The 20876-nt window shown below is 66.4% G+C and carries 13 protein-coding genes; 6 read left to right on the top strand and 7 right to left on the bottom strand.

The features are described from left to right. Positions 1-59 precede the first annotated feature (59 nt). The 4 genes from ABD260_RS35110 to ABD260_RS35095 all read right to left on the bottom strand — a co-directional run bounded on the left by ABD260_RS35110 (position 60) and on the right by ABD260_RS35095 (position 8877). On the bottom strand, positions 60-1316 hold the full coding sequence (locus ABD260_RS35110; RefSeq protein WP_344240863.1) for a mandelate racemase/muconate lactonizing enzyme family protein: 1257 nt from the start codon (positions 1314-1316) through the stop codon (positions 60-62). Positions 1317-1460: 144 nt separating this feature from the next. Next, positions 1461-4310: a TIM-barrel domain-containing protein gene (locus ABD260_RS35105; RefSeq protein WP_344240861.1), complete on the bottom strand. Its 2850-nt coding sequence runs from the start codon at positions 4308-4310 to the stop codon at positions 1461-1463. Further along, on the bottom strand, positions 4307-7600 hold the full coding sequence (locus ABD260_RS35100; protein WP_344240859.1) for a TIM-barrel domain-containing protein: 3294 nt from the start codon (positions 7598-7600) through the stop codon (positions 4307-4309). The genes ABD260_RS35105 and ABD260_RS35100 overlap by 4 nt, the downstream gene beginning before the upstream one ends. 62 nt (positions 7601-7662) lie before the next feature. Next, positions 7663-8877 carry an ROK family protein gene (locus tag ABD260_RS35095; RefSeq protein ID WP_344240857.1) on the bottom strand — a complete coding sequence of 405 codons (1215 nt, stop codon included), beginning with the start codon at positions 8875-8877 and terminating at the stop codon, positions 7663-7665. A 472-nt stretch (positions 8878-9349) separates the two neighbouring features. Here ABD260_RS35095 and ABD260_RS35090 point away from each other — a divergent pair, with 472 nt between their 5' ends. The 6 genes from ABD260_RS35090 to ABD260_RS35065 all read left to right on the top strand — a co-directional run bounded on the left by ABD260_RS35090 (position 9350) and on the right by ABD260_RS35065 (position 17106). Continuing rightward, complete coding sequence (locus ABD260_RS35090) at positions 9350-10558, top strand: ROK family protein (RefSeq protein ID WP_344240855.1); 1209 nt, start codon at positions 9350-9352, stop codon at positions 10556-10558. Then, complete coding sequence (locus ABD260_RS35085; RefSeq protein ID WP_344240853.1) at positions 10555-11499, top strand: carbohydrate ABC transporter permease; 945 nt, start codon at positions 10555-10557, stop codon at positions 11497-11499. The genes ABD260_RS35090 and ABD260_RS35085 overlap by 4 nt, the downstream gene beginning before the upstream one ends. Then, positions 11492-12295, top strand: coding sequence for a carbohydrate ABC transporter permease (locus tag ABD260_RS35080; RefSeq protein ID WP_344240851.1), 804 nt, complete (start codon positions 11492-11494; stop codon positions 12293-12295). The genes ABD260_RS35085 and ABD260_RS35080 overlap by 8 nt, the downstream gene beginning before the upstream one ends. 44 nt (positions 12296-12339) lie before the next feature. After that, on the top strand, positions 12340-13590 hold the full coding sequence (locus ABD260_RS35075) for an ABC transporter substrate-binding protein (RefSeq protein WP_344240850.1): 1251 nt from the start codon (positions 12340-12342) through the stop codon (positions 13588-13590). Between the two features lie 212 nt (positions 13591-13802). Further along, positions 13803-14966 carry a glycoside hydrolase family 15 protein gene (locus tag ABD260_RS35070; protein WP_344240849.1) on the top strand — a complete coding sequence of 388 codons (1164 nt, stop codon included), beginning with the start codon at positions 13803-13805 and terminating at the stop codon, positions 14964-14966. Position 14967: 1 nt separating this feature from the next. Further along, complete coding sequence (locus ABD260_RS35065; RefSeq protein ID WP_344240847.1) at positions 14968-17106, top strand: glycoside hydrolase family 31 protein; 2139 nt, start codon at positions 14968-14970, stop codon at positions 17104-17106. Here ABD260_RS35065 and ABD260_RS35060 read toward each other — a convergent pair. The 3 genes from ABD260_RS35060 to ABD260_RS35050 all read right to left on the bottom strand — a co-directional run bounded on the left by ABD260_RS35060 (position 17103) and on the right by ABD260_RS35050 (position 20786). Further along, on the bottom strand, positions 17103-18740 hold the full coding sequence (locus tag ABD260_RS35060; RefSeq protein WP_344240845.1) for a type 2 periplasmic-binding domain-containing protein: 1638 nt from the start codon (positions 18738-18740) through the stop codon (positions 17103-17105). The two genes, ABD260_RS35065 and ABD260_RS35060, sit on opposite strands and share 4 nt — an antisense overlap. A gap of 124 nt (positions 18741-18864) precedes the next feature. Then, positions 18865-19758 carry a carbohydrate ABC transporter permease gene (locus ABD260_RS35055; protein ID WP_344240843.1) on the bottom strand — a complete coding sequence of 298 codons (894 nt, stop codon included), beginning with the start codon at positions 19756-19758 and terminating at the stop codon, positions 18865-18867. Beyond that, positions 19755-20786, bottom strand: a complete 1032-nt coding sequence (locus ABD260_RS35050; protein ID WP_344240841.1) for an ABC transporter permease — start codon at positions 20784-20786, stop codon at positions 19755-19757. The genes ABD260_RS35055 and ABD260_RS35050 overlap by 4 nt, the downstream gene beginning before the upstream one ends. Positions 20787-20876 lie beyond the last annotated feature (90 nt).

The following is a 20876-nucleotide window of genomic DNA, read 5'->3' as shown; positions in this document are numbered from 1 at the left end:
ATACTCCTGTCAAGGCGGTGAGAGAAGCGTGGGGGGCGAGCGGAGCGTGAAGGTGGCGGTCAGAGCCAGTACGGCCAGGTCTGTGCCGCTCGGTAGCGGGTGTCGAAGTCGCCGGACCCGTCGTCGGTCTCGAGGTCGAGCGTCGCGCCGCGATCCTGGACCGGCAGGGCACCTGCTTCGCGGCAGTCCCGCCACAGCTGATGGATGTCGGAGTAGCACCGGCGCCGGCCGTCCCCGAACTGGACGGTCAGCAGCTTCCGCGGAAAGACGTTCAGGTACGGCGCGTCCATCCGGTACCGCTCGATCGCGTCGAGATCCACTTCGATCCCGAGGCCCGGCGCCGTCGGTACCTCGGCGAACCCGTCCGAGATCGCCAACGGATGCACCAGCAGGTCGTCCGCGTAGACGTTCAGGCAGGTGACGGACGGCATCCGCGCATGGGTCAGTACCGCGCCCAAGTGGATGGTGTAGGCGGTGGTGAGGCCCGTACCGACGATCTGGAGGAAGAACTCCTTGTTGAACACCGCGCACTGCAGGCCCTGGGCAATGATCCCCGGCGGACCGGCCAGGCAGACCACGAACCCGTCGACGCCGTCAGCCCGGATCCAGTCGGGGAACCTGGTTGCGATGTAGTGCTCCACGACCGGGCGGGCAACCTGACTGCGTACCTCGGCCATGCCCGCGATGTCGGTTTGCTTGACCGGCGATTCGTACAGGCCGGTGCGCGGTTCGCGGTCGAGTTCGCGGAGGACCGGAACAGCTTCACCGGGGGTCCGCAGCATCCCGTTCCAGTCGATGTCGATCGCGTACGACTCCGGGGTGACCGCGGCGATCGCGGCAACCTGCTCCCGGACGTCGAACCACGGCCGGGCCTTGATCTTGTGCGCGCGGTAGCCCTCCCGGAGCGCGTCCTCGGCCTCCGCGGCCAGCAGCTTCGCCGGCATCTTGGTGTTCCACCAGGAGATCGGTACCCGGTCGCGGACCATCGGCTGGCCGAGCAATTTCCACATCGGCACCTCGAGTGCGTGGCCGACCAGGTCGTACAGCGCCATCTGCAAGCCGGCACCGAGGCTGTCGTCCGCGAGCAGGCCGACCGCGTCCGCGCCGACGGTGCGCACCACCGCCTGCTCCGACACCGTCTGCCAGGTGTAGTGGATCAACGTCTCGCCGTACCCGACGTGTCCCGTGGTCGACTCGACCCGGACGATCTCGACGACACCGAACTGACCGACCAGCAACTCGTTCCACGGCCGGACCCGGTCGCGGAACGGCACGTTCACCATCACGCGGTCGACCTTGGCTACCTTCAGCTTCATCGGGCTCGCTCTCCTAGCACTTAGGTCCTAGGTCATCTGTGCGGAGAGATTAGCCGCAACCCGAACAACTGGTCAAGAAGTCCGCGCCGCAAATAACGACGCCCACCCCGTTGGATTGGGGTGGGCGTCGCTGCGGTCGCTAGCTCAGAAACCTCCGCTTGTTGTTCCGCCGTTGCCGGTCGCTGGGGTCACGAAGGAGATGTTCGGGTCTGGGCCCCATTGGTCGGCGGTGGCGGGGTAGTTGGGTTCCTGGCGTTTGATGCACTTCCACTCGATGGTGGTGTTCGGTGGGAGGTTGGTGATGGTGCCGGTCCAGGTTGGGTACGACGTGGGTGCGAGCTTCACCGCGCTTGCCACCGACCATGCTCCGAGTTGTGGAGCGCTGCCGACCGCGTACACGGACTGACCCGCGGTGGTTGTGCCGTTCGCGCAGCTGAAGGTTTTCGAGACGACGGCCTGGCCGAGGGTGAACGTGAAGGTCTTGGCTGTACTGACTGCCAGCGACGCCGACTTCGCGACGATGAGGTTGCCGCCGGCGTTGTACCAGCCGCTGGTCGCCGCGTCGAAGGCTGCCTTGTTCGCGTACTGCGTCAGTGCCGTCCCGTTCAACGACACCGCTGACGCCTGCGTGTCCGCGACCAGCTCCACGACGTTGGATCGCGACGAAGGAGCGCCGGTGTACGTACCGGAGGCCGCCGCGATGCCGACCGTCGCCGTGCTGCCGGACACCTGCTGGGTCAGCTCGGTCGTCCGCTTGCTACCGGTCTGATACCCGACCGTGCTGCCGTCGTCCTCGGCCAGCGTGAAGGACGAGGCGGTTGCGTCACCAAAGACCCGCGCGACCAGCTCGTTCCGTGTACTCCCATCAGCGCGCTTTCCGGCCACGTTCATCGTCTGGTCATCGACGTACATCTTCGGGATGATCGCCCCGGCCCGGGCGTACGCCGGGAGCTGGAACTTCCCGTTCCGCCAGAGCGGTACGTTGGTCAGGTTCTGCCCGGTGCTGACGGTCTTGGTGTTGTTGTAGTAGTCGAACCACGTCCCGGCCGGCAGGTACACGTCCCGCTGCCGTTGGTTGGCGCCGGCAACTACTCCCACCAGCAGGTCCTTGCCGATCAGCTTCTCGTGGCCCATCTCGCGGACGTTCGGGTCGTTCTGGTACTGGTACACCAGCGGCGGCGTCAGCGGATCGCCGGTCGTGTACGCCTTGTGCGCCAGCGAGTAGTAGTACGGCGTGAGCTCGTACCGCTGCCGCAGGTTCGCCAGGTTGCTGGGGACATCGCCGATCGAATCCGGCGCGGTCTTGGCGCAGTTGCAGAGGTTCTCGGTGTGCGGCCGGATCGGGACGTCGAACCAGGACGAGTTCGCGAACCATTGCGTGTACAGCTCGTTCAGGTCGCTGTTGAGCATCTCCCGGCGGAAGCCGCCGATGTCCGACCCGAAGTAGTCGATCCCCGACATCGACATCTGCATTTGTACGTTCTGCTGCGACGCCAGCGCGGTCAGCTTCGAGCCGATGTCACCGGACCACATCGCCGCGCCCGTACGCTGCGTCCCGCCGGCACCCGATCGGGCCAGCATGAACGGCCGCTGCTGCACCGCGTTGTCCGCGTACCCCTTCGAAATCCCGCGCGCCCACTCCAGGTTGTACAGGTTGTGGTAGTCGGCGTGCGCATGCTTCCCGGCCAGCAGACCGGCCGTCCAGTCGTTGCTGTCGTACATCTCCGGCTCACCGAGGTCGAGCCAATGCCCCACCACCCCGGCGTCGACCAGCGGCTGCCGCTGCGTGTTGTGCCAGTATGTACTCGCGGCCGGCTGCGTCCAGTCGATCATGCCGCCGCGACCCCACCAGTCGTTCCCGGTCAGGTACGCCGGACTGCAACTGGAACATCCGGCGCGGATCAGATACCCGGCCGAGGCCATCGACGAATGCTCGGGCAGGTTCTTCCCGATGTACGACTCCTCGATCGTCATCACGCCGACACCATTGGTGTTCTTGAGAGCCGCCAACTTGGTCGCCGGATTCGGGAAGTTGACCGGATCCCATTCGAGCGTACCCATCCGGGTGTTGTCCGATCCGGCGGTGACGCCACCGAACCAGTTCACGTCCAGCATCACGCCGTCGGTCGGGAACTTGTTCGACCGCAAACTCGCCAGCGTGGTGTCGATTTCGTTCCAGTTGTCGTAGCCGTATTCCGACATCCACAGGCCGAAGGCCTTCTTCGGCGGTACCGGCGGCCGGCCGGTCAGCTCCAGATAATCCTTGCGCAAGTCCGGCAGGTCCGGCCCGGACATCACGTACCAGCGGAGCTGATCGCCCCAGGTGTCCATTGTCCACGGATCACCGGTCAAATCCCATTGCTGCTTGTAGACCTGGTCGACGAACATTCCGTAGTTCGCATTGTTCGCACCGACCGCGAACAACACCGGGATCTGCGCATTGCCGACCGGTCCGTTGTCGGTGTCGTACACCATCGCGTTGCCGTAGTTCCCACCCGGCGTACGCTGGCGGCCGACCCAGTCGCCGTCGGCGCTTCCGCCCATGAAGAACTGCTCCCCCAGCCCGTACGCGTTCTGCATCGAGGACTTGGTGAAGCTGAGCCCTTTCCAGGCCTGACTCAGGTTGCGCGGACACGTCGTGTTGAGCAATAACTGCGGCGTACGGGTGGTGTCGTACACCGTCGCGCACAACGTCGTCGTGTTGACATCGACCTTGAGACCCGGCGTGGTCAGTACGCCACCCGACTGGGTCAAACTCGTCGGACCGGAATAGTTGGTTTTCGCGATCTGGGTGGTGGTGAACAACGGCGATCCGGTACCGGGCCCGCTTCCGGTGCCCATTTCGAAATGGACGAGATCATCGTCGAGGAACTCCACCACCAGGTAGTTGCCTCCGGCCAAGAACTGCACCCGCTGAACGACCGCCTGTGCGGTTTGGGTCGGGAGGACGACCAGGAGTGGAATCAGCAGGATGAAAGCAGCTATTCGTTTCATGGTCGCGCCACCGTCACGTTGTCGAGATTGATTCCACCGGACGCATACAGCGCCTTGATCACCCGTTTACCGGCATTCAGATTGGTCGTCAGCGTCGCAGTCCCCCAGGTATCCCAGTTGCCGGTGCTTGGCAGGTTGAGCGTCCCGACCGTGACCCCGTCGACCTGAATCGTCCGGGTCGCGGCGGTCGCGGCACCGTTTGCGTACCGGAACTTCAGGACATGCGAACCGGTCACGTCGGCCTGCGTGTCGACCGAGACCGCGTCACCGGCGGTTTCGAAACCGTCGACGAAACCCGTCCCGGTGTAGCCCGGGTGGTCGGTGTTGGTTGTCGTACCGGTGTTGGTCCCGAACTCGGCCTCGTACGCCGCCTTGTCGACCCCGTTCAGGACGACCGACCGCGCCGTCGTACCCGACGTGGTCTTGACCAGCGTGAGCTGCTGAACCGGATCCCAGTACCAGCCCTCGGTCGCCGACTGCAGCGCGGCCAGGGTGGCGTGCGCGGTCATCGTGACGCCGTCCTTCGTCACGCTCGACGGCTTCGACGAGGCCACCTGCAGCGTGCTCTTGGTGCTCAACGGCGGGACGCTGACCGTGACCTGGTGCCCGGCGAAGTTCTCCGTCGAGGTGACGGTCCGGGTCTGGTTCGCCGAGTCCTCGAAGTACCCGTAGCTCGTCGTTCCGGACGGGTAGATGCGGAAGGCAAGGTTCGTGTACGTGTCGACGCTGTTGCCGATGTTCCCGCCGAGCTCGTAGTTCGCGTTCAGGTTCAGCGGGACAATCGCGCCCGCCTTCGCGTACACCGGAATCGTGCTCGTACCCGCGTTGTACACCTTCGTGCCGGCGCCCTGCGCACGGCCGCCGTTCCAGAAGTCGTACCACTCACCCGCCGGCAGGTAGACGTTCTTGCTGGTCGCACCCTGCGTCGTGATCGGTGCCACCAGCAACTGCCGGCCGAACATGTACTGCTGGTCCTGCGCCGCCGCGGTGGTGTCGTTCGGGTACGCGACACTCATCGACTGCATCATCGGCAGCCCGGTCGTCGACGCGTTCTTCGCCTCGGTGTAGAGGTACGGAACGAGGTTCATCCGGGTGTTGGCGAACTTGCGGAACGTCGGCAGCACACTGGTGTCACCGGTCCGCGCCTGCACGTTCCACGGCGTACGCGCCTCGGACGGGCTCGGGTTCGACTTCTCCGAGTGGTACTGCATGATCGGCGCGAACGTCGCCTGCGCCGCCGACCGCAAGTACAGCTCGCTGCTCGGGAACGTACCGGTGAAGCCGGCCAGGTCCCACGACCAGAACGGCACACCCGACTGTCCGGCGCTCTGACCAGCGCGGACGGCCTGCTGGAACGCGTCGAACGTGGAGGCCTGGTCACCGGCCCAGAAGATCGAGTTCGCCTGCGCGCCCGACGTACCACCCCGGCTGAACAGCGTGCCCTGACTGCCCTTCTTCGTCTGGACCAGATCGTTGTACGCCCGGGTGTACTCGTTCGGGTACTGGTTGTGCAGCTCGTCGCCCTTCTTGCCGCTCGCGCTCGTCACGTTCCGCCCGAACACCGCCTCACTGCCATCGGTCTTCAATCCGTCGATGCCGATGTCGTCGAAGAGGTACGCCCGCTTGCTCATCCACCAGTTCGACGCGGCGGTGCTGGTGAAGTCCGGCACCGTACTGTTGCCGAACCACTGCCCCGCCGGAATCCGGTACGGGCCGCCGGCACCATCGCCAAGTACGTAGCCCTGGGCAACGGCATAGTCTCGGTCGTTGATGTGCTGTTGCGGTGGAGTGGATGGGTTCGTATCGAAGTCCTGTTTCAGCACCGGGATCTGCCAGAGCACCATCTTCACGCCCTGGTTGTGCGCGGCCGTGACCATCGCCTTCGGGTCGGTCCATTCGCCACCGGCCGGGAAGGACAGATCGGAGTACGTGAGCGCCTGACTGCCCGGTTTCGGCGTGTACGTTGCCCCGTGCCACAAGTAGAACGTTGCCTCATCACTCCATTGCTCCAGCACCATCGCGGTGTGCGGGATGCTGTTCGAGGTCATGTTCGCCAGCTCGGCGGTCACCTCGGCCTGGGTGTTCCATTCGTTGGCCGAACCCCACAGACCGAACGCCCACTTCGGCGGCAGCTCCGGCCGCGCGGTGGTCGCCGTGTACTGGTCGATGATCTCGGCGCGGGTGCCCGTGAAGAAGTAGTAGTCAGCCGTCGACGCCGCCGCACCGCCGGTGTCGACGGTGAAGCCGGCCATGTCGCTGAGGTACGTGCACAGGTTGAAGATCGAGTAGCGGGTACTTGGTACGTAGATGCCGTAGCCGGCCGAGTTCGTGTAGAACGGCACGCTCAGGTACGTACGATGTGTCGGCCCTTGATCCTGGTACTGGTTGTACACGTAGTTGTGGACGTCCTTACCGCGCTGATCGAGAGCGTCGTACCGCTCACCGAGCCCCTCGAACCGCTCCCCCGCCGGACTCAGCCAGTGATCCTCGATCTTGGTGACACTCGAACCGCCATCACTCGCCCAGCCCGTGTTCCGGAAGGTCGCCGGATCGTACTGCCGCGCGATCAGCGTCGTCCCGTCCCCCTTGTAGACGGCGACCCGGTACGGCGACTTCTGGATCTTCACCACGACCTTCGTGGTCGCGAGCGTCAGCGTCGACGCGCTGTCGGTCACCGTGTACGACGTGCTGCCGGTGATGTTCAGCCCACTGCCCTTCGGCGCGACCTGCACATGGAACCGATCCAGCGCCGGGAACGCGAACCGGATCTTCGGCGTGAAGCTCCCGGCCGTGTCCGTGGTGGTCACGTCCACGCTGGAGCCGTTGTTCACGAACCCGGTCACGTTGCCGGCACCGCTGAACGACGTCACCGAGAACGAGAACGGGCCGGTCGACTTCTGGTTGGCACCGTCCACATCCGCGTTGACGGTGTACGTGATCTGGTCGCCGCGGGCGAATGTGCCCAGATTGAGTTTCCAGTACGTGTTGTTGCCGCTGTTGTAGTCGAACGCGGCCCCGATCGGCGTCTGGTTCACGCCGTTCTTGGTCCAGGTGACCCACAGGGTCTGACCGCTCGAGATCGGCCAGGTGGTCGCCTTGAGCTCGACGGCCTGGCCGGCCATCGGGTCCCGCGGCGCGCGTTCGGTCGGTTGCGTGTTGTAGAGCTCGTCGGCGCCGTACGGCGCGTGGAACACCCCGGTGAGGGTGCCCGCCCAGGCCGGCGCCGGGGCGAACTGGAACAGGACGGCCGCGAGCACCAGGAGCGCGGCGACCCACCTGTTTCTGGACATGACGGCATGACGCATCGACTGCCTCACTTCTGTGTCCGGCCGGACGGGGCCGGGGTCGGGTTTCAGCTGGCGGAGCGTGCGGTCAGGGAAGGGCGGCCGGCCTCGTCCGGTCGCAGGTTCGGCTGGAAGAGCTCGCCCAGGAACAGGCCCGCGGCGCCGCGCGCCCAGGCCTCGTCGTCCCACTCGTCCACGACGATCTCCAGGTCTCGCTGAAGACCGTCGAAGACGGAACTGCGCAACGTTGCGTCGAAGCCGGGCCGGATCAGTTCGGCGGCCCGCGTCCCCTCCCCGGCGAGGACGATCAGCTTCGGGTTCAGGAGGTTGACCAGGTTTCCGACGGCCGTCCCCAGGATCCGGCCGACTTCGTCGAACACGGCTCGCGCGCCGGCATCACCGGACCGCGCCAACGCGGCGGCGTCGTCCAGCGTGCGCTGACCGGTCCGCGCCAGAATCGCCGGCCCGCCGATCACCGCCTCCAGACAACCGCGCCCGCCACACGCACAATCGGGGCCATCGGCAACTTTCAGGTGCCCGAACTCGCCGGCACCCCCGCCGGCACCGCGATAGAGCCGGCCGTCCAGGACCATGCCGAGCCCGATACCGCGGCCGATGCTGACCACGGCCATGTCGGACACGCCGCGGCCGGCGCCGAACCACTGCTCGTTCGCCACCAGGGTGTTGACGTCGTTGTCGACCACCACCGGTACGCCGAGCTTGCCCTCCAGCAGCCCGGCGAGATCAACATCCCGCCAATCCGCGTACGTCGCATGCCGAACCACCCCACTGGCCCGATCAACCACACCAGCCAAACCGACCCCAACCCCGTACAAAGGCCCGGACGCCTGCGCCCTGGCTGACCCCGCCGGGGCGGGCTTCGGGCGGAGGGCGCGGACGAGTTTGGTGATGGCGCGGACTACGGTCGGGACGTCATCGGATGGGACCGCCGCGGTCGCCCGGGCGACGATGCCGGCGTTCAGGTCCGTGCGGACGCCGATCACGCGGGTCTCGGTGACTTTGATGCCGATGACGAAACCGGCATCGGCCTTCAACGCGAGCAGGACCGGCTTGCGTCCGCCGCCGGACAGCGCGGTCTCACGCTCCTCGACGACCCCGCGCTGCAGCAGCTCGGCGACGATTTCGGAGACGGTCGGCAGACTCAGGCCGGTGCGTTTGGCCAGCTCGGTGCGCGACAACAGACCGGCCCGCAGCTCGGCAAGCAGCAGCGAGGAGTTGATCTCCCGGATCAGTTCCTTGCTGCCCACCCGGACCGGCTGCATGCGGCCACTTCCTAAGGTCACCGAAGTAAGTGCCGGGACGGTATCGCCGCCAAACCTCACCGGTCAAGACCTCACCCACACCACCCACGTCACCCAGCCACCACCCCCATGCCACCGCCCACCCACACCACCGCCCGCTCGCAGAGCCCCCAAACCGGTTTGGGGCGCCCCACTACCCGAATCAGACAGCAGCACTCCCCGATCTACGCCCCGCTCCTCCCCAAACCGGTTTGGGGAGGACTGCGACAAGGAGCACGACGTCCGGGCCGGGCGGGTGGCAACTGACGGGTGGTCGCCGTGGGTCTTGACAACCCCTCGCCCACCTGCTTATTTTTTGACTAAATTTAGTCATGAAGGAAGTCGCGGCAGCTGGTGGGTTGCCGGCGAAGCAAGTCAAAGACAGCTGGTGGGTCGTCGGCGAAGGAAGTCCGGAGGCAGTCGGGTGAGTGGTCAGAGTCCCAGGGGTGAGTTGGTGCCGGCGGGGGTTGTCGCCCTGCTCGGTACGCGGGGGCCGACGTCGCGGACCGCGATTGCCCGCGACCTCGGGCTCAGTCCCGCCACCGTCACGCAGGTGACCAAGGACCTGATCGCCCGCGGCATCGTCGAGGAGCTCGAGTCGGTCCCGTCCAGCGGCGGCCGCCCGGCCCGGCTGCTCGGTCTGGCCGGCCGCACCGGCGTCGCGCTCGGCGCGAAAGTCACCGCCGACCACGTCGCCGTGGTGACGGTCGAGCTGGACGGCAGCGTCCGATCCAGCAGCTCGCACGACTTCGACCCGGGCGCGACGAATGCGCTGGACCGGCTCGGCGAGATCCTCACCACCGAGATAGCGGTCCTCGACGGCGAGCTCCTCGGCGTCGGCGTCGGCGTACCGGGCTCCGTCGACACCCAGGCCTCCGGGATCGTCGATGCACCGACCCTCGGCTGGCGCGCCGCCCAGGTCGGCCCGATCCTCCGGCAGGCCGTCGCACAGCGCGTCAACCGGTCCAAGCTGACCGACACCGTCGGTACGCCGGTGCTGGTCGACAACGACGTGAACACCCTCGCCGCGGCCGAACGGTTGTACGGGATCGGCCGCGAGCACTCGTCCTACCTGGTCGTCACGATCGGCCGCGGCATCGGCTGCGGCATGGTCGTCGACGGAACCATCTACCGCGGCGCGAACGGCGGCGCCGGCGAGATCGGCCACCTTCCCGTCTGGGACACCGGCGCCGAGCTCCCGCGCTGCACCTGCGGGTCGACCGGATGCCTGGAGGCGTACATCGGCGCCGACGCCCTGCTCCGCACCGCCCACGACCGCGGCGTACTCACCCGGCGCGGCACCCTCGCCGACCTGTTGCACGCAGCAACCACCGGTAACGAACAAGCCCAAGCCGTGTACGCGGACGCGGGCGAACGACTCGGCCGCGCGCTGGCCGGCGTGATCCACACCGTCGACCCGGAGGTGGTCGTGCTCCTCGGTGAAGGCGTGGACGCCTGGGAGTTCTGGCAGACCGGCTTCGAACCGTCCTTCCGCCGATCGTTGCTCCCGGCCCGCAAAGGCGTGCCCGTGGCGGTCGAGCCCTGGACCGAAGATCAGTGGGCGCGGGGCGCGGCGTCGCTCGTACTGGCCTCGCCGTTCGACTCCGCCGGCAACGGCGGCGAGCAAGGCCGGCTGGTACGCGCCCGGCTGGGGGCCTCATGAGTACGCCGACGCTGACCCGGCCGTCCGCCCGGCTGGGCGCGAAGCAGGATGCGCGACCGGGGCGACGCGCGCAGGGCTGGAAGAAGCTCGGCTGGGTGCTGTTCTTCCTGCTGCCGAGCGCGATCCCGCTGACCGTGTTCACGCTGATCCCGATGGTGTCCAGCCTCTGGGTGAGCCTGCACAAGTGGAACCTGATCTCGCCGATGCAGTGGGTCGGGCTGGACAACTACACCAACCTGCTGACTGACCCGATGACGCGCCGCGTCTTCCTGCACACCCTCATCTACGTCGCCGGCTACCTCCCTTTGGTGTACGCGGGCGGGCTCGGCCTGGCGCTCGTACTCAACCAGCGGCTCAAAGGCCGTGCCTTCCTCCGGGCGACGTACTTCCTGCCGGTCGTCACCAGCTGGGTCGTCGTCGCACTCGTCTGGAAGTGGCTGCTCAACCCCGCGAACGGCCTGGTCAACCAGATCCTCGGCGCGCTCGGTCTTGGGCAGCCCGGTTGGTGGACCGATCCGCACTGGGCGCTCCCGGCCGTCATCCTGTCGTCGGCCTGGAAGGACCTCGGGTTCGTGATGGTGATCCTGCTGGCCGGCTTGCAGGCGATCCCGTCCGACGTCCGCGAGGCCGCGCTGGTGGACGGAGCGAACGGCTGGCAACGGTTCTCGCGGATCACGCTGCCGCTGCTGTCGCCGTCGACGTTCTTCGTAGTGGTGATCTCGCTGATCAACGGCTTCCAGGTGTTCGACCAGGTGTACGTGATGACCGCCGGCGGACCATCGGGTTCCAGCCAGGTGGTCGTCGGGCAGATCTACGACCTGACCTTCCGGTACGGACGCGCCGGTGAAGCGTCCGCACTGTCCTGGATCCTGTTCGCGGTGATCCTGGTGATCACGGTGTTCCAGATCCGCGGCCAGCGGAAGTGGGTGCACTATGCGTAAATTCTGGCTGTACGCGGCGGTCCTGGTCGGCGCGGCGGTGATGCTCTTCCCGTTCCTGTGGACGGTGATCACCTCGATCACGCCGGAAGGAACACTGGCCGACGGGCCGAAGCTGATCGTGCACAATCCGACGCTGGACGCGTACCGGACGTTGCTGGACGCGATGCCGATCTGGCGCATCCTGATCAACTCGCTGCTGATCGCGGTCGCGTCCACGGTGCTGCAGCTGATCACCGGATCGATGGCCGCGTACGGGTTCGCGCGGCTGCACTTCCCGCTGAAGAACGTGGTGTTCGGGTGCTACCTGGCGACGCTGATGGTGCCGCTGCAGGTGCTCGTCGTACCGCTGTTCATCGAGATGAAGACGCTGAACCTGCAGGACACGTACTTCGCGCTGCTCGCACCGACGATCGCCTCCGCGTTCGGGGTGTTCCTGCTCCGGCAGGCGGTCACCGCCGTACCGACCGAGCTGGACGAGGCGGCCACCATCGACGGCGCCGGTCACCTGCGGATCTTCACCACGATCGCGCTCCCGCTGATCCGGCCGGCACTCGCGACCGTCGCCGTGTTCGCGTTCATGGGCAGCTGGAACAGCTTCCTCTGGCCGCTGGTGGTGATCCGGTCGCCGGAGTTCATGACGCTGCCGCTCGGCCTGTCCACGCTGCAGGGTCAGTTCACCACCCAATGGGACGTCGTGATGGCGGGCTCCGTCGTCTCCATCGTCCCGATCGCTGTCGTCTACCTGCTCGCACAGCGCCACATCATCGCCGGTGTCGCCCACACCGGACTCAAGTAACTCCCACCAAGTAGCTCCCGCATCAAGTGAGAGGAAAGTCCCGAATGCGCATTCTCAAGTTCGCGGCCGTCGGTGTGACCGCCGCGCTTGCGCTGACCGCCTGTGGGCAGGGCTCCGCCACCAAGGAGGCCGCGGCACCGGACGGCAAGGCAGTGGTGCGGTACATGAACTTCTCGTCCAACGACGGCCACGAGAAGGACCTGACCGCGATCGTGAACGCGTTCCAGACCGCCAACCCGGACATCACCGTCCAGGTCGAGACGGTCCCGTACGCCGACTACTTCACCAAGCTGCAGACCGCTGTCGCTGGTGGCACCGCGGCCGACGCTTTCGAGCTGAACTACGAGAACTTCGTGACATACGCGAAGAACGGCTCGCTGGCCGAGCTGAAGGACGTGGACGGATCGGTGTACAAGCCGTCCTTGTACAGCGCGTTCGCCTCGGACGGGAAGCAGTACGGCGTACCCGAATCGTTCTCGAACGTCGTGCTGTTCTACAACAAGACGCTGTTCAAACAGGCCGGGGTGGCTGCGCCGACGGCTGATTGGACCTGGAAGGACGAGCAGGCGGCGGCGACCAAGCTGACCAACAAGGCAACGAAGACTTGGGGCGATTACCAGCCGGTGTCGTACAACGAGTTCTACAAGGTGCTGGCGCAGAACGGTGGGGAGTTCCTGAACGCCGACCGGACCGCCGCGACGTTCAACTCGCCGCAGGGGGTCGAGGCGGCGAACTTCCTGATCGGGAAGGTCGGCAAGACGATGCCGACCGAGGCGGACGGGGCCGGCACGCCGGACTTCGACTCGAAGCTGTTCAAGTCCGGGAAGCTGGCGATGTGGCACACCGGGATCTGGATGTTCTCGGCGCTCGCGGACGCGAAGTTCGACTGGGATGTGGTGGTCGAGCCGGGGAACACGAAGAAGGCGTCCGCGATGTTCGCGAACGGGCTGGTGGTGAACGCAGCCTCCAAGAACGCGAGCGCCGCGCAGAAGTGGATCACGTACCTGTCGTCGTCCGATGAGACGACGAAGACCCGGTTGGCGTCGTCGTGGGAGCTGCCGCCGATCGCGGACGAGAGCAAGCTGAAGTCGTACCTGGACCAGCCGAAGCCGGCCAACCGCGCGGCTGTCTTCACCGCCCTGGAGTCGCCGGTCCTGCCGCCGGTGATCGAGCGCCAGCAGGAGATGCAGGACGCCGTAACCCAGGAGCTGACCGCAGCCGCCGCCGGCCGCAAGCCGGTGGAGAAAGCACTGGCCGACGCCCAAACCAAGGTGAACGGCCTCCTGAAGAAGTGAAAGAGCAGAAGAACACAAAAGCACCCGCCCCCTCGCTCCGCTCGGGGGCGGGGTTGGGGGTGGGGCCCACGCCGCCCACGTCGGTACAGGCGGCGTCGCCCACCCACCCCTCAGCGTATGAGGCGTCGCCCACCCACCGCTCAGCGCATGAGCCGTCGACCGCTCACCCATCAGCGCATGAGGCGGCCGCTCAGCCGGCGGCGGAGGAGCTGGTGATCGGTCCGCCGGGGCGGGAGGAGCTCGGGCGGTTGTGGGGGCTTGTTGTGCGTAGTCATGCGGTGATTACGCGGTATCAGGATGAAGGTGGGGCGTATCCGGCGGCGCCTACCTTCTCGGCGTACAAGGGGTATGCCTGGTTGCGGGATGGGAGTTTTACCGCGGAGGGGATTTCGCGGTACGGGGACGTGGTTTCGGCTGGGCGGTTTCATGACTGGGTGGATCGGGTGCTGGACAGCCGGCGCGTACAGGTTGATGAACTGTGCGCGCAGGTGCGGCGGGGTGAGCAGCCGGATGAGTCGCGGATGTTGCCTACCCGGTTCACCTTCGACGGGAAAGACGGCTCCGACCCGTGGTGGGACTTCCAGACCGACGGCTACGGGATCTGGCTGTGGTCGGTGGTCACGCACGCGAACCGCCACAACCTCGACCTGGAACGCTGGCGCAACGGCATCGACGTAGCAGTCGACTACTTGCTCGCCTTCTGGGATCGGCCCTGCTACGACTGGTGGGAAGAACACGTCGAACACCGGCACGTCTCCACCCTCGGCGCGATCTACGGCGGCCTGACCGCGATCGCGCCGTACACCACCGCCCCAGTACTCGAAACCGCCGACCGCATCCGCGCCCTCGTCGCCGCGGAAGGCACCCAGAACGGCCACCTGACCAAATGGCTCGGCACCACGACCGTCGACGGATCACTCCCGTCCTGCGTCGTACCGTTCGGCCTCGTCTCCGGCGACACGGCCGCGGCGACCCTGACCGCCGTCGCCCGCGACCTCGACGCGGACGGTGGCGTCCACCGGTTCACCGCCGACGTGTTCTACGGCGGCGGCCAGTGGATCCTGCTCTCGGCCCTCCTCGGCTGGAACCTGGCCGCGGCCGGCGACACCGCGGGCGCCTGGCGCCACCTGCGCTGGATCGCCGACCAGGCAACCCCGGACGGCGACCTCCCGGAGCAGGTCCCACACCACCTGCTGCACCCCGAATCCCGCGCCGAATGGCTCGCCCGCTGGGGAACCGTCGCGACCCCGCTGCTCTGGTCGCACGGCATGTACCTGATCCTCGCCGACGAGCTCGGCCTCCTGCCCGCGCACCTCCCCGACTCGAACCGCATCGACCCGAACAGCACCGACCCGAACCTCACCGACAAGGCCTGACATGATCACCCATCGCCCGCACGGCATCGAGCACCCGTACGCCACGTCGCCCGATCAGCGCGTCCCCGTCCTGCCGCTGGCCGGACAGCCGGTACGCCTGGGCGTCGTCGCCTCGCCCGACGTCACCTCGATCGTCTGCGACTGGGGTACCACCACGCTCGACTTGTCCCCCGCCCGTGACAACGGCGCGGACGCCGCGGCGCTGGCCGGAGGTGAGGGCCACCTGAGCGAGGCCCAGGCGAAGTCGCTAGGCGCCGACGGCGGCTGGTCCGTGACCACCCCGCCGGTCACCGAGCCGATCCGGTACCGCTTCCGCAGCGACAGCGAGACCACCGAGTGGTTCGACCTCTCCCCCGCGTCGTGGGTACCGGATGCGGGCGAGGTGCGCGGCGGCGAGGGCCGGGTGCGTGACGTCGAATGGTTGGTGTCGGCGGAAGGCGCGCACCGGGCACGGTTCGTGCTTCCGTTGCAGCCGGACGACCACCTGGTCGGGTTCGGCGAACGGTACGACCGGCTCGATCAGCGCGGTCAGGAGCTCGACGCGGTCGTCTTCGAGCAGTACAAGGCGCAGGGCAAGCACGGGCGTACGTACCTGCCGATGCCCTTCGCGCATGTGGTCAACGGCGGCTGGGGCTTCCACGTACGCACCTCGCGGCGCACCTGGTTCAGCTCGGACCAGAACGCCCTGACAGTAGAAGTTGCCCTGGGCGACGAACCGATCGTTGACCTGGGCATCTATGAAGGCAGCCCGAACGAAGTACTCACCGCCTTCCTGAGCGAGGTCGGACGCGCGGAGGAGCTGCCCGACTGGGTGTTCCGGTTGTGGGCCTCCGGCAACGAATGGAACACGCAGGACCTGGTGATGGCCCGGATGGACGCGCATCGCGACCTGGACATCCCGGTCGGCGCCGTGGTGATCGAGGCGTGGAGCGACGAGGAGGGCATCACGATCTGGCGGGACGCGGAGTACGCGGTCACGCCGGACGGGAGCGCCCACAAGGCCGCCGACTTCAGCTACCCGGCGGATGGCGCGTGGCCGGCTCCGAAGGCGATGATCGACGAGCTGCACCGTCGCGACATCAAGGTGATCCTCTGGCAGATCCCGTTGCAGAAGAGCGAGTTCAGTACGGGACAGGTCGCCGCCGACGCGGAGGCGATGGTCCGTGACGGGCACGCGGTCCTGGAAGCGGATGGCACCGCGTACCACAACCGTGGTTGGTGGTTCCCGAAGGCGCTGATGCCGGACCTGTCCGTGCAGCGCACGCGGGACTGGTGGACCGAGAAGCGCCGCTACCTGGTCGAGGACTTCGATGTCGACGGATTCAAGACCGATGGCGGTGAGCATGCCTGGGGCCACGACCTGCGGTACGCCGACGGGCGCCGCGGTGCCGATGGTAACAATCTCTTCCCGGTGCACTACGCCAAGGCGTTCGGCGACCTGCTGCGGTCGGCCGGCAAGGCGCCGGTGACGTTCTCCCGGGCCGGGTTCACCGGCTCGCAGGCGCATGGTGTCTTCTGGGCCGGCGACGAGGACTCCACCTGGGAGGCGTTCCGGTCGTCGATCACCGCCGGTCTGACCGCGGCGTCCTGCGGCATCGTGTATTGGGGCTGGGACCTGGCCGGGTTCTCCGGCCCGGTCCCCGACGCCGAGCTGTACTTGCGCGCGACCGCCGCGTCGACGTTCTTGCCGATCATGCAGTACCACTCGGAGTTCAACCACCATCAGCGGCCGCTGCGGGACCGTACCCCGTGGCACGTCGCCGAGACCACAGGTGATGATCGCGTCATCCCGGTGTTCCGCGCGTACGCGACGCTCCGCGAGCAGCTCGTGCCGTACCTGACCGAGCAGGCCAAACGGACGATCAGCACCGACCGCCCGTTGCTCCGGCCGTTGTTCTTCGATCACCTCGACGACCCGGAGATCTGGAAGCACCCGTACCAGTACTTGCTCGGCGACGACCTCCTCGTCAACCCAGTACTCGAGCCAGGTGCGACCACCTGGACCACGTACATCCCCGAAGGCACCTGGTACGACGTGTGGACCGGCGCCCAGGTACCGAACGGTCTGGTCACCCGCGAGGTTCCGCTCGAGGTGATCCCGGTCTACACGCGCAACCCCGACCTGAACGTCTTCCACTAACGGTTCTGCAGCTGGGCCTCGTACTCCGTACGCATCGCGTCACCGCCGCCGGATCGCCACGCCTTCACCAGGTCGTCGAGCGTGGCGATCGGCTTGCGGCCCTGCACGATCTCCTTCACGCCGTTGCCGAACGCCTTGTCGATCGTCGCGTTCTTGGTCGCGTTCGTGTTGGAGAACAGCCCGACCGTCGGGTTGACCGCCGCCTTCGCCAGCACCTTGGTCTGGTACGCGTGCTGCACGTCCGCGTCCTGCGGCCGGCCCGGTTGATAGATCACCGCCGGCGCGTCAGCCAGGTAGCGGATCGGTAGGACCGTGTTGGTCTGCCCGGCCGCTGTCAGCGCCGGGTCGCCGCTGGCGCTGACGGTATGGTCGACGCCTTCCTTGCCGAACACCCGATAGACGTACTCCTCCGTGCCGAACGGCGCGGCCAGCCAGTTCAGCATGCGCAGAATCAGCTCGATCTTCTTCGGGTCGCTCTGCTGCTTGAGCGCGGTGATCGAGTACCCACCGCTGCCCTGCCACCACGGCGCCAGCCCGCCACCCGTGCGGGTGTAGATAGGCATCAACCCGAGCTTGAACTTCGGGTTACTGGCACCGGCCTGGATGTACGCGTTCCAGGCAAGGTAGCCGTCGATCGCGTTGATGGCGATCGTGCCGGCGTTGAACAGGTTCTTGAACGGCAGCTGATCCGAGAACGCGTCCGGGTGCATGACACCGGCCGTCCACAGCTGGGCCAGGTCGGCGATCCCCTGCTTGTACTCCTGGGTCTCGAACTGGTGTGTGAGCCGTCCACCCTCTTCGCGCCAGCCGTTCGGCGACCCGTTCATCATCTGCAGAAAGTCCCGTACCTGCATCCAGTAGCCGAACGCCCAGCGCCGCGACTTCGGATCGGTCAGCGCCTTCGCGGTCTCGGTCAACTCGGCCAGGCTCTTCGGTTCCGGCGACACCCCGGCCGCCTCGAACAGATCCTGCCGGATGAAGCTGTACAGCTGCACCGCGCCGCGCGGAATCGGTACGCCGTAGATGCCGCCGTTGAAGACCGCCGACTTCCACGTCCGGGTGGGGATGTTCGCGAGGTTCGGGTACTTCTTGATCGCATCTCCGGCCAGGTGCTCGTCCAGTCGCATGAAGCGCTTGTCCAGCAGAGACGGCAGGTTCGCGACCGGGCGCATCTGCAGTACGTCGGGGAGGTCGTTGCCCGCGATCGTGGTGGCGAACTTCTGCTCGTAGTCCGCGGCGGCGACCATCTGCAGCTTCAGGTCGATCCCGAGCCGGTCGTTCAGGCCGGACCAGTAGCTGTTCCGGTCCAGGCCGGGTGGGACAGCGTAGAAGATGTTGCTCATCCCGCTGACCGTCTCGCCGTTCCCGGGCTTCTCCGGTACCGACTTCGGCCGCTCTTTCGGGAAGTGCCGGAAGGCCGCGTCGACCCCGGCGGCAGTCGCCGCCAGGTCGGGGGTGATCCCGGTGTACGGGAGGTACTCCGGCAGCGTCACCTTCGTGTTCGACTCGGCCGAATTGGCCTGTCCGCCACCGCCACTACTGTTGCAGCCGGCAACCGATCCGACGCCGAGCAGCGCCGCGGTTCCGCCACCGGCGGCGGCCAGAAACGACCGGCGCCCGATAGACCTGTCCATCACTTCCTCCTTGTTGAACGACCCCCGGCTGTACCTCACCGCCGGCCTCAGCCTTTGACGGCGCCGATCATGACTCCCTACCTGTCCACCACTCTTTCCTTCCTGAACACCCCGCCAGGGCAGCTCAACCCTTCACGGCGCCGATCATGACTCCCTTGGCGAAGTGTTTTTGCAGGAAGGGATAGACGACCAGGATGGGAACCAGCGCGACGACCAGAATCGCCATCTGCAACGGAAGCTGCGGCGGCATCGCCTCGGCTCCGGCGCCGACCTGGTCACCCCCGATGGTTGTCTGATTCACCACGAACGTCCGCAACACCAGGGAAATCGGCCATTTGTCGGTGCTCTGGATATAGAGCATCGCGTTGAAGAACGCATTCCAGTACCCGACGGCATAGAACAGCCCCATCACCGCCAGTACGGCTTTCGAGAGCGGCAGGACTATCCGTACCAGCACGGTCGCACTCGACGCACCGTCGATTGCCGCCGACTCGAACAGTTCCTGCGGCAATTGCTGGAAGAACGCCCGCATCACCAGCACGTTGAAGGCATTCACCATCACCGGCAAGATCAGCGACCACCATGAATCCAGTAGTCCGAGCTGCTTCACCACGAGATAGCTGGGTATCAGTCCGGGGCTGAACAGCACGGCACCGAGTACGACAAGCACCATCGGCCGGGCGCCGAACGTACCGCGCCTGGACAACCAGTACGCGAGTCCGGCGGTCGCCGTCAGCGAGAACAGCGTGCCCACGACCGTGACCGCGATCGAGATGGTCAGCGCTCGCGTGACCACTCCCCCGGACAAGATCGCCTTGTACGCGCCGATCGACAACCCGCCCGGCCACAACACCATGCCGCCGCCGGAAGCGTCGATCGTCCGCTGATCCGCGAGCGACGTCGCGATCACCGACCAGAACGGGACGATGACGAGTAGTACGGCGATGCCGAGCGCGATCGACTTTGCCAGTTGAACCAGCGGGTTCGGCGGTTCCATCCAGATCGGACGCGTGCTCATTTCTGGTACACCCCCTGCTCGCCGAACAGATGGGCCAGCTTGTTCGCACCGATCACCAGCAGTACGCCGACCACGCTCTTCACGAGTCCCGCGGCCGTGGACATGCCCCAGTCGCCGCCGATGATGCCGTTGTTGTAGACCCAGGTGTCGAGCACTTCACTCGAATCGGTGCCGACCGGGCCTTGCTGCAGGATGATCTGCTCGAAACCGACGGACAGACTGTCACCGAGCCGCAGGATCAGCAGCAGGATGAAGATCCCCTTCAGCGAGGGCAGGGTGATGTGCCACAGGCGCTGGCGGGCGTTGGCGCCGTCGACAGCCGAGGCTTCGTACTGCTCCTGGTCGACTTGGGACAGCGCGGCAAGGAAGATGATCGTTCCCCAGCCGGCGTCCTTCCAGATCACCTGGGTGGTCAGGAGTGCCTTGAACAGTTCGGGTACGCCGATGATGTGGATCATCGGGAGGTCGTTCTGGACCAGGAAGGTGTTCAGCATGCCGGCGTTGCCGAGCATTTGCTGGAAGATCGCGATGACGATCACCCAGGAGAGGAAGTGCGGGAGGTACAGCACCGACTGGAGCAGTCGCTTGAGGCGTTCGCCGGCGAGGCTGTTCAGGAGCAGTGCGAGCGCCAGCGGGATCGGGAAGACGAAGACGGCCTGGACCAGCGTGAGGATCAGGGTGTTGGCCAGGGCGTTCAGGAAGGCGGGGTTGCCGTCCCAGAGGAACGAGAAGTTCCGCAGGCCGACGAAGGGCGCGTCCTTGATGCCCAGGTACGGCTGGTAGTCCTTGAACGCGATGATGTTGCCGAGCAACGGAAGGTACTGAAACAGCACCAGCGCAATCGCCCCCGGCAACCCCAGCGCCACCAACACCTTGTCCCGCCGAAACCGCTGCCCGCGCTGACGTCCTCGGTGCTGATCTGCCTGCTGACCTGCCTGCTGGTCGTGGCCGCGCTGCGTTCGCCGGTGCTGTCGCGGCGACTGGGGTGCGGCCGGGTTCGCCTGGTTGTTCTTGACGGTCATGGCCATGTCTTCCCTCCTCCTCGCCGATCGATGCTGGGATGTTATTGAGCGCCTGCCGGGCCACACCACCGACTGAGTTGACCGAAACTAGGACAG

The organism is Kribbella hippodromi, from assembly GCF_039531045.1.
GTDB lineage: Bacteria > Actinomycetota > Actinomycetes > Propionibacteriales > Kribbellaceae > Kribbella > Kribbella hippodromi.
Note: the sequence above shows the minus strand (reverse complement) of the source record. Positions and strands in the feature narration are given on the sequence as shown.

Excerpts from the sequence above, each read along its gene's own strand:
- ABD260_RS35110 (WP_344240863.1), bottom strand. The coding sequence starts at position 1,316 with ATGAAGCTGAAGGTAGCCAAGGTCGACCGCGTGATGGTGAACGTGCCG.
- ABD260_RS35105 (WP_344240861.1), bottom strand. The coding sequence starts at position 4,310 with ATGAAACGAATAGCTGCTTTCATCCTGCTGATTCCACTCCTGGTCGTC.
- ABD260_RS35100 (WP_344240859.1), bottom strand. The coding sequence starts at position 7,600 with ATGTCCAGAAACAGGTGGGTCGCCGCGCTCCTGGTGCTCGCGGCCGTC.
- ABD260_RS35095 (WP_344240857.1), bottom strand. The coding sequence starts at position 8,877 with ATGCAGCCGGTCCGGGTGGGCAGCAAGGAACTGATCCGGGAGATCAAC.
- ABD260_RS35085 (WP_344240853.1), top strand. The coding sequence starts at position 10,555 with ATGAGTACGCCGACGCTGACCCGGCCGTCCGCCCGGCTGGGCGCGAAG.
- ABD260_RS35080 (WP_344240851.1), top strand. The coding sequence starts at position 11,492 with ATGCGTAAATTCTGGCTGTACGCGGCGGTCCTGGTCGGCGCGGCGGTG.
- ABD260_RS35075 (WP_344240850.1), top strand. The coding sequence starts at position 12,340 with ATGCGCATTCTCAAGTTCGCGGCCGTCGGTGTGACCGCCGCGCTTGCG.
- ABD260_RS35065 (WP_344240847.1), top strand. The coding sequence starts at position 14,968 with ATGATCACCCATCGCCCGCACGGCATCGAGCACCCGTACGCCACGTCG.
- ABD260_RS35060 (WP_344240845.1), bottom strand. The coding sequence starts at position 18,740 with ATGGACAGGTCTATCGGGCGCCGGTCGTTTCTGGCCGCCGCCGGTGGC.
- ABD260_RS35055 (WP_344240843.1), bottom strand. The coding sequence starts at position 19,758 with ATGAGCACGCGTCCGATCTGGATGGAACCGCCGAACCCGCTGGTTCAA.
- ABD260_RS35050 (WP_344240841.1), bottom strand. The coding sequence starts at position 20,786 with ATGGCCATGACCGTCAAGAACAACCAGGCGAACCCGGCCGCACCCCAG.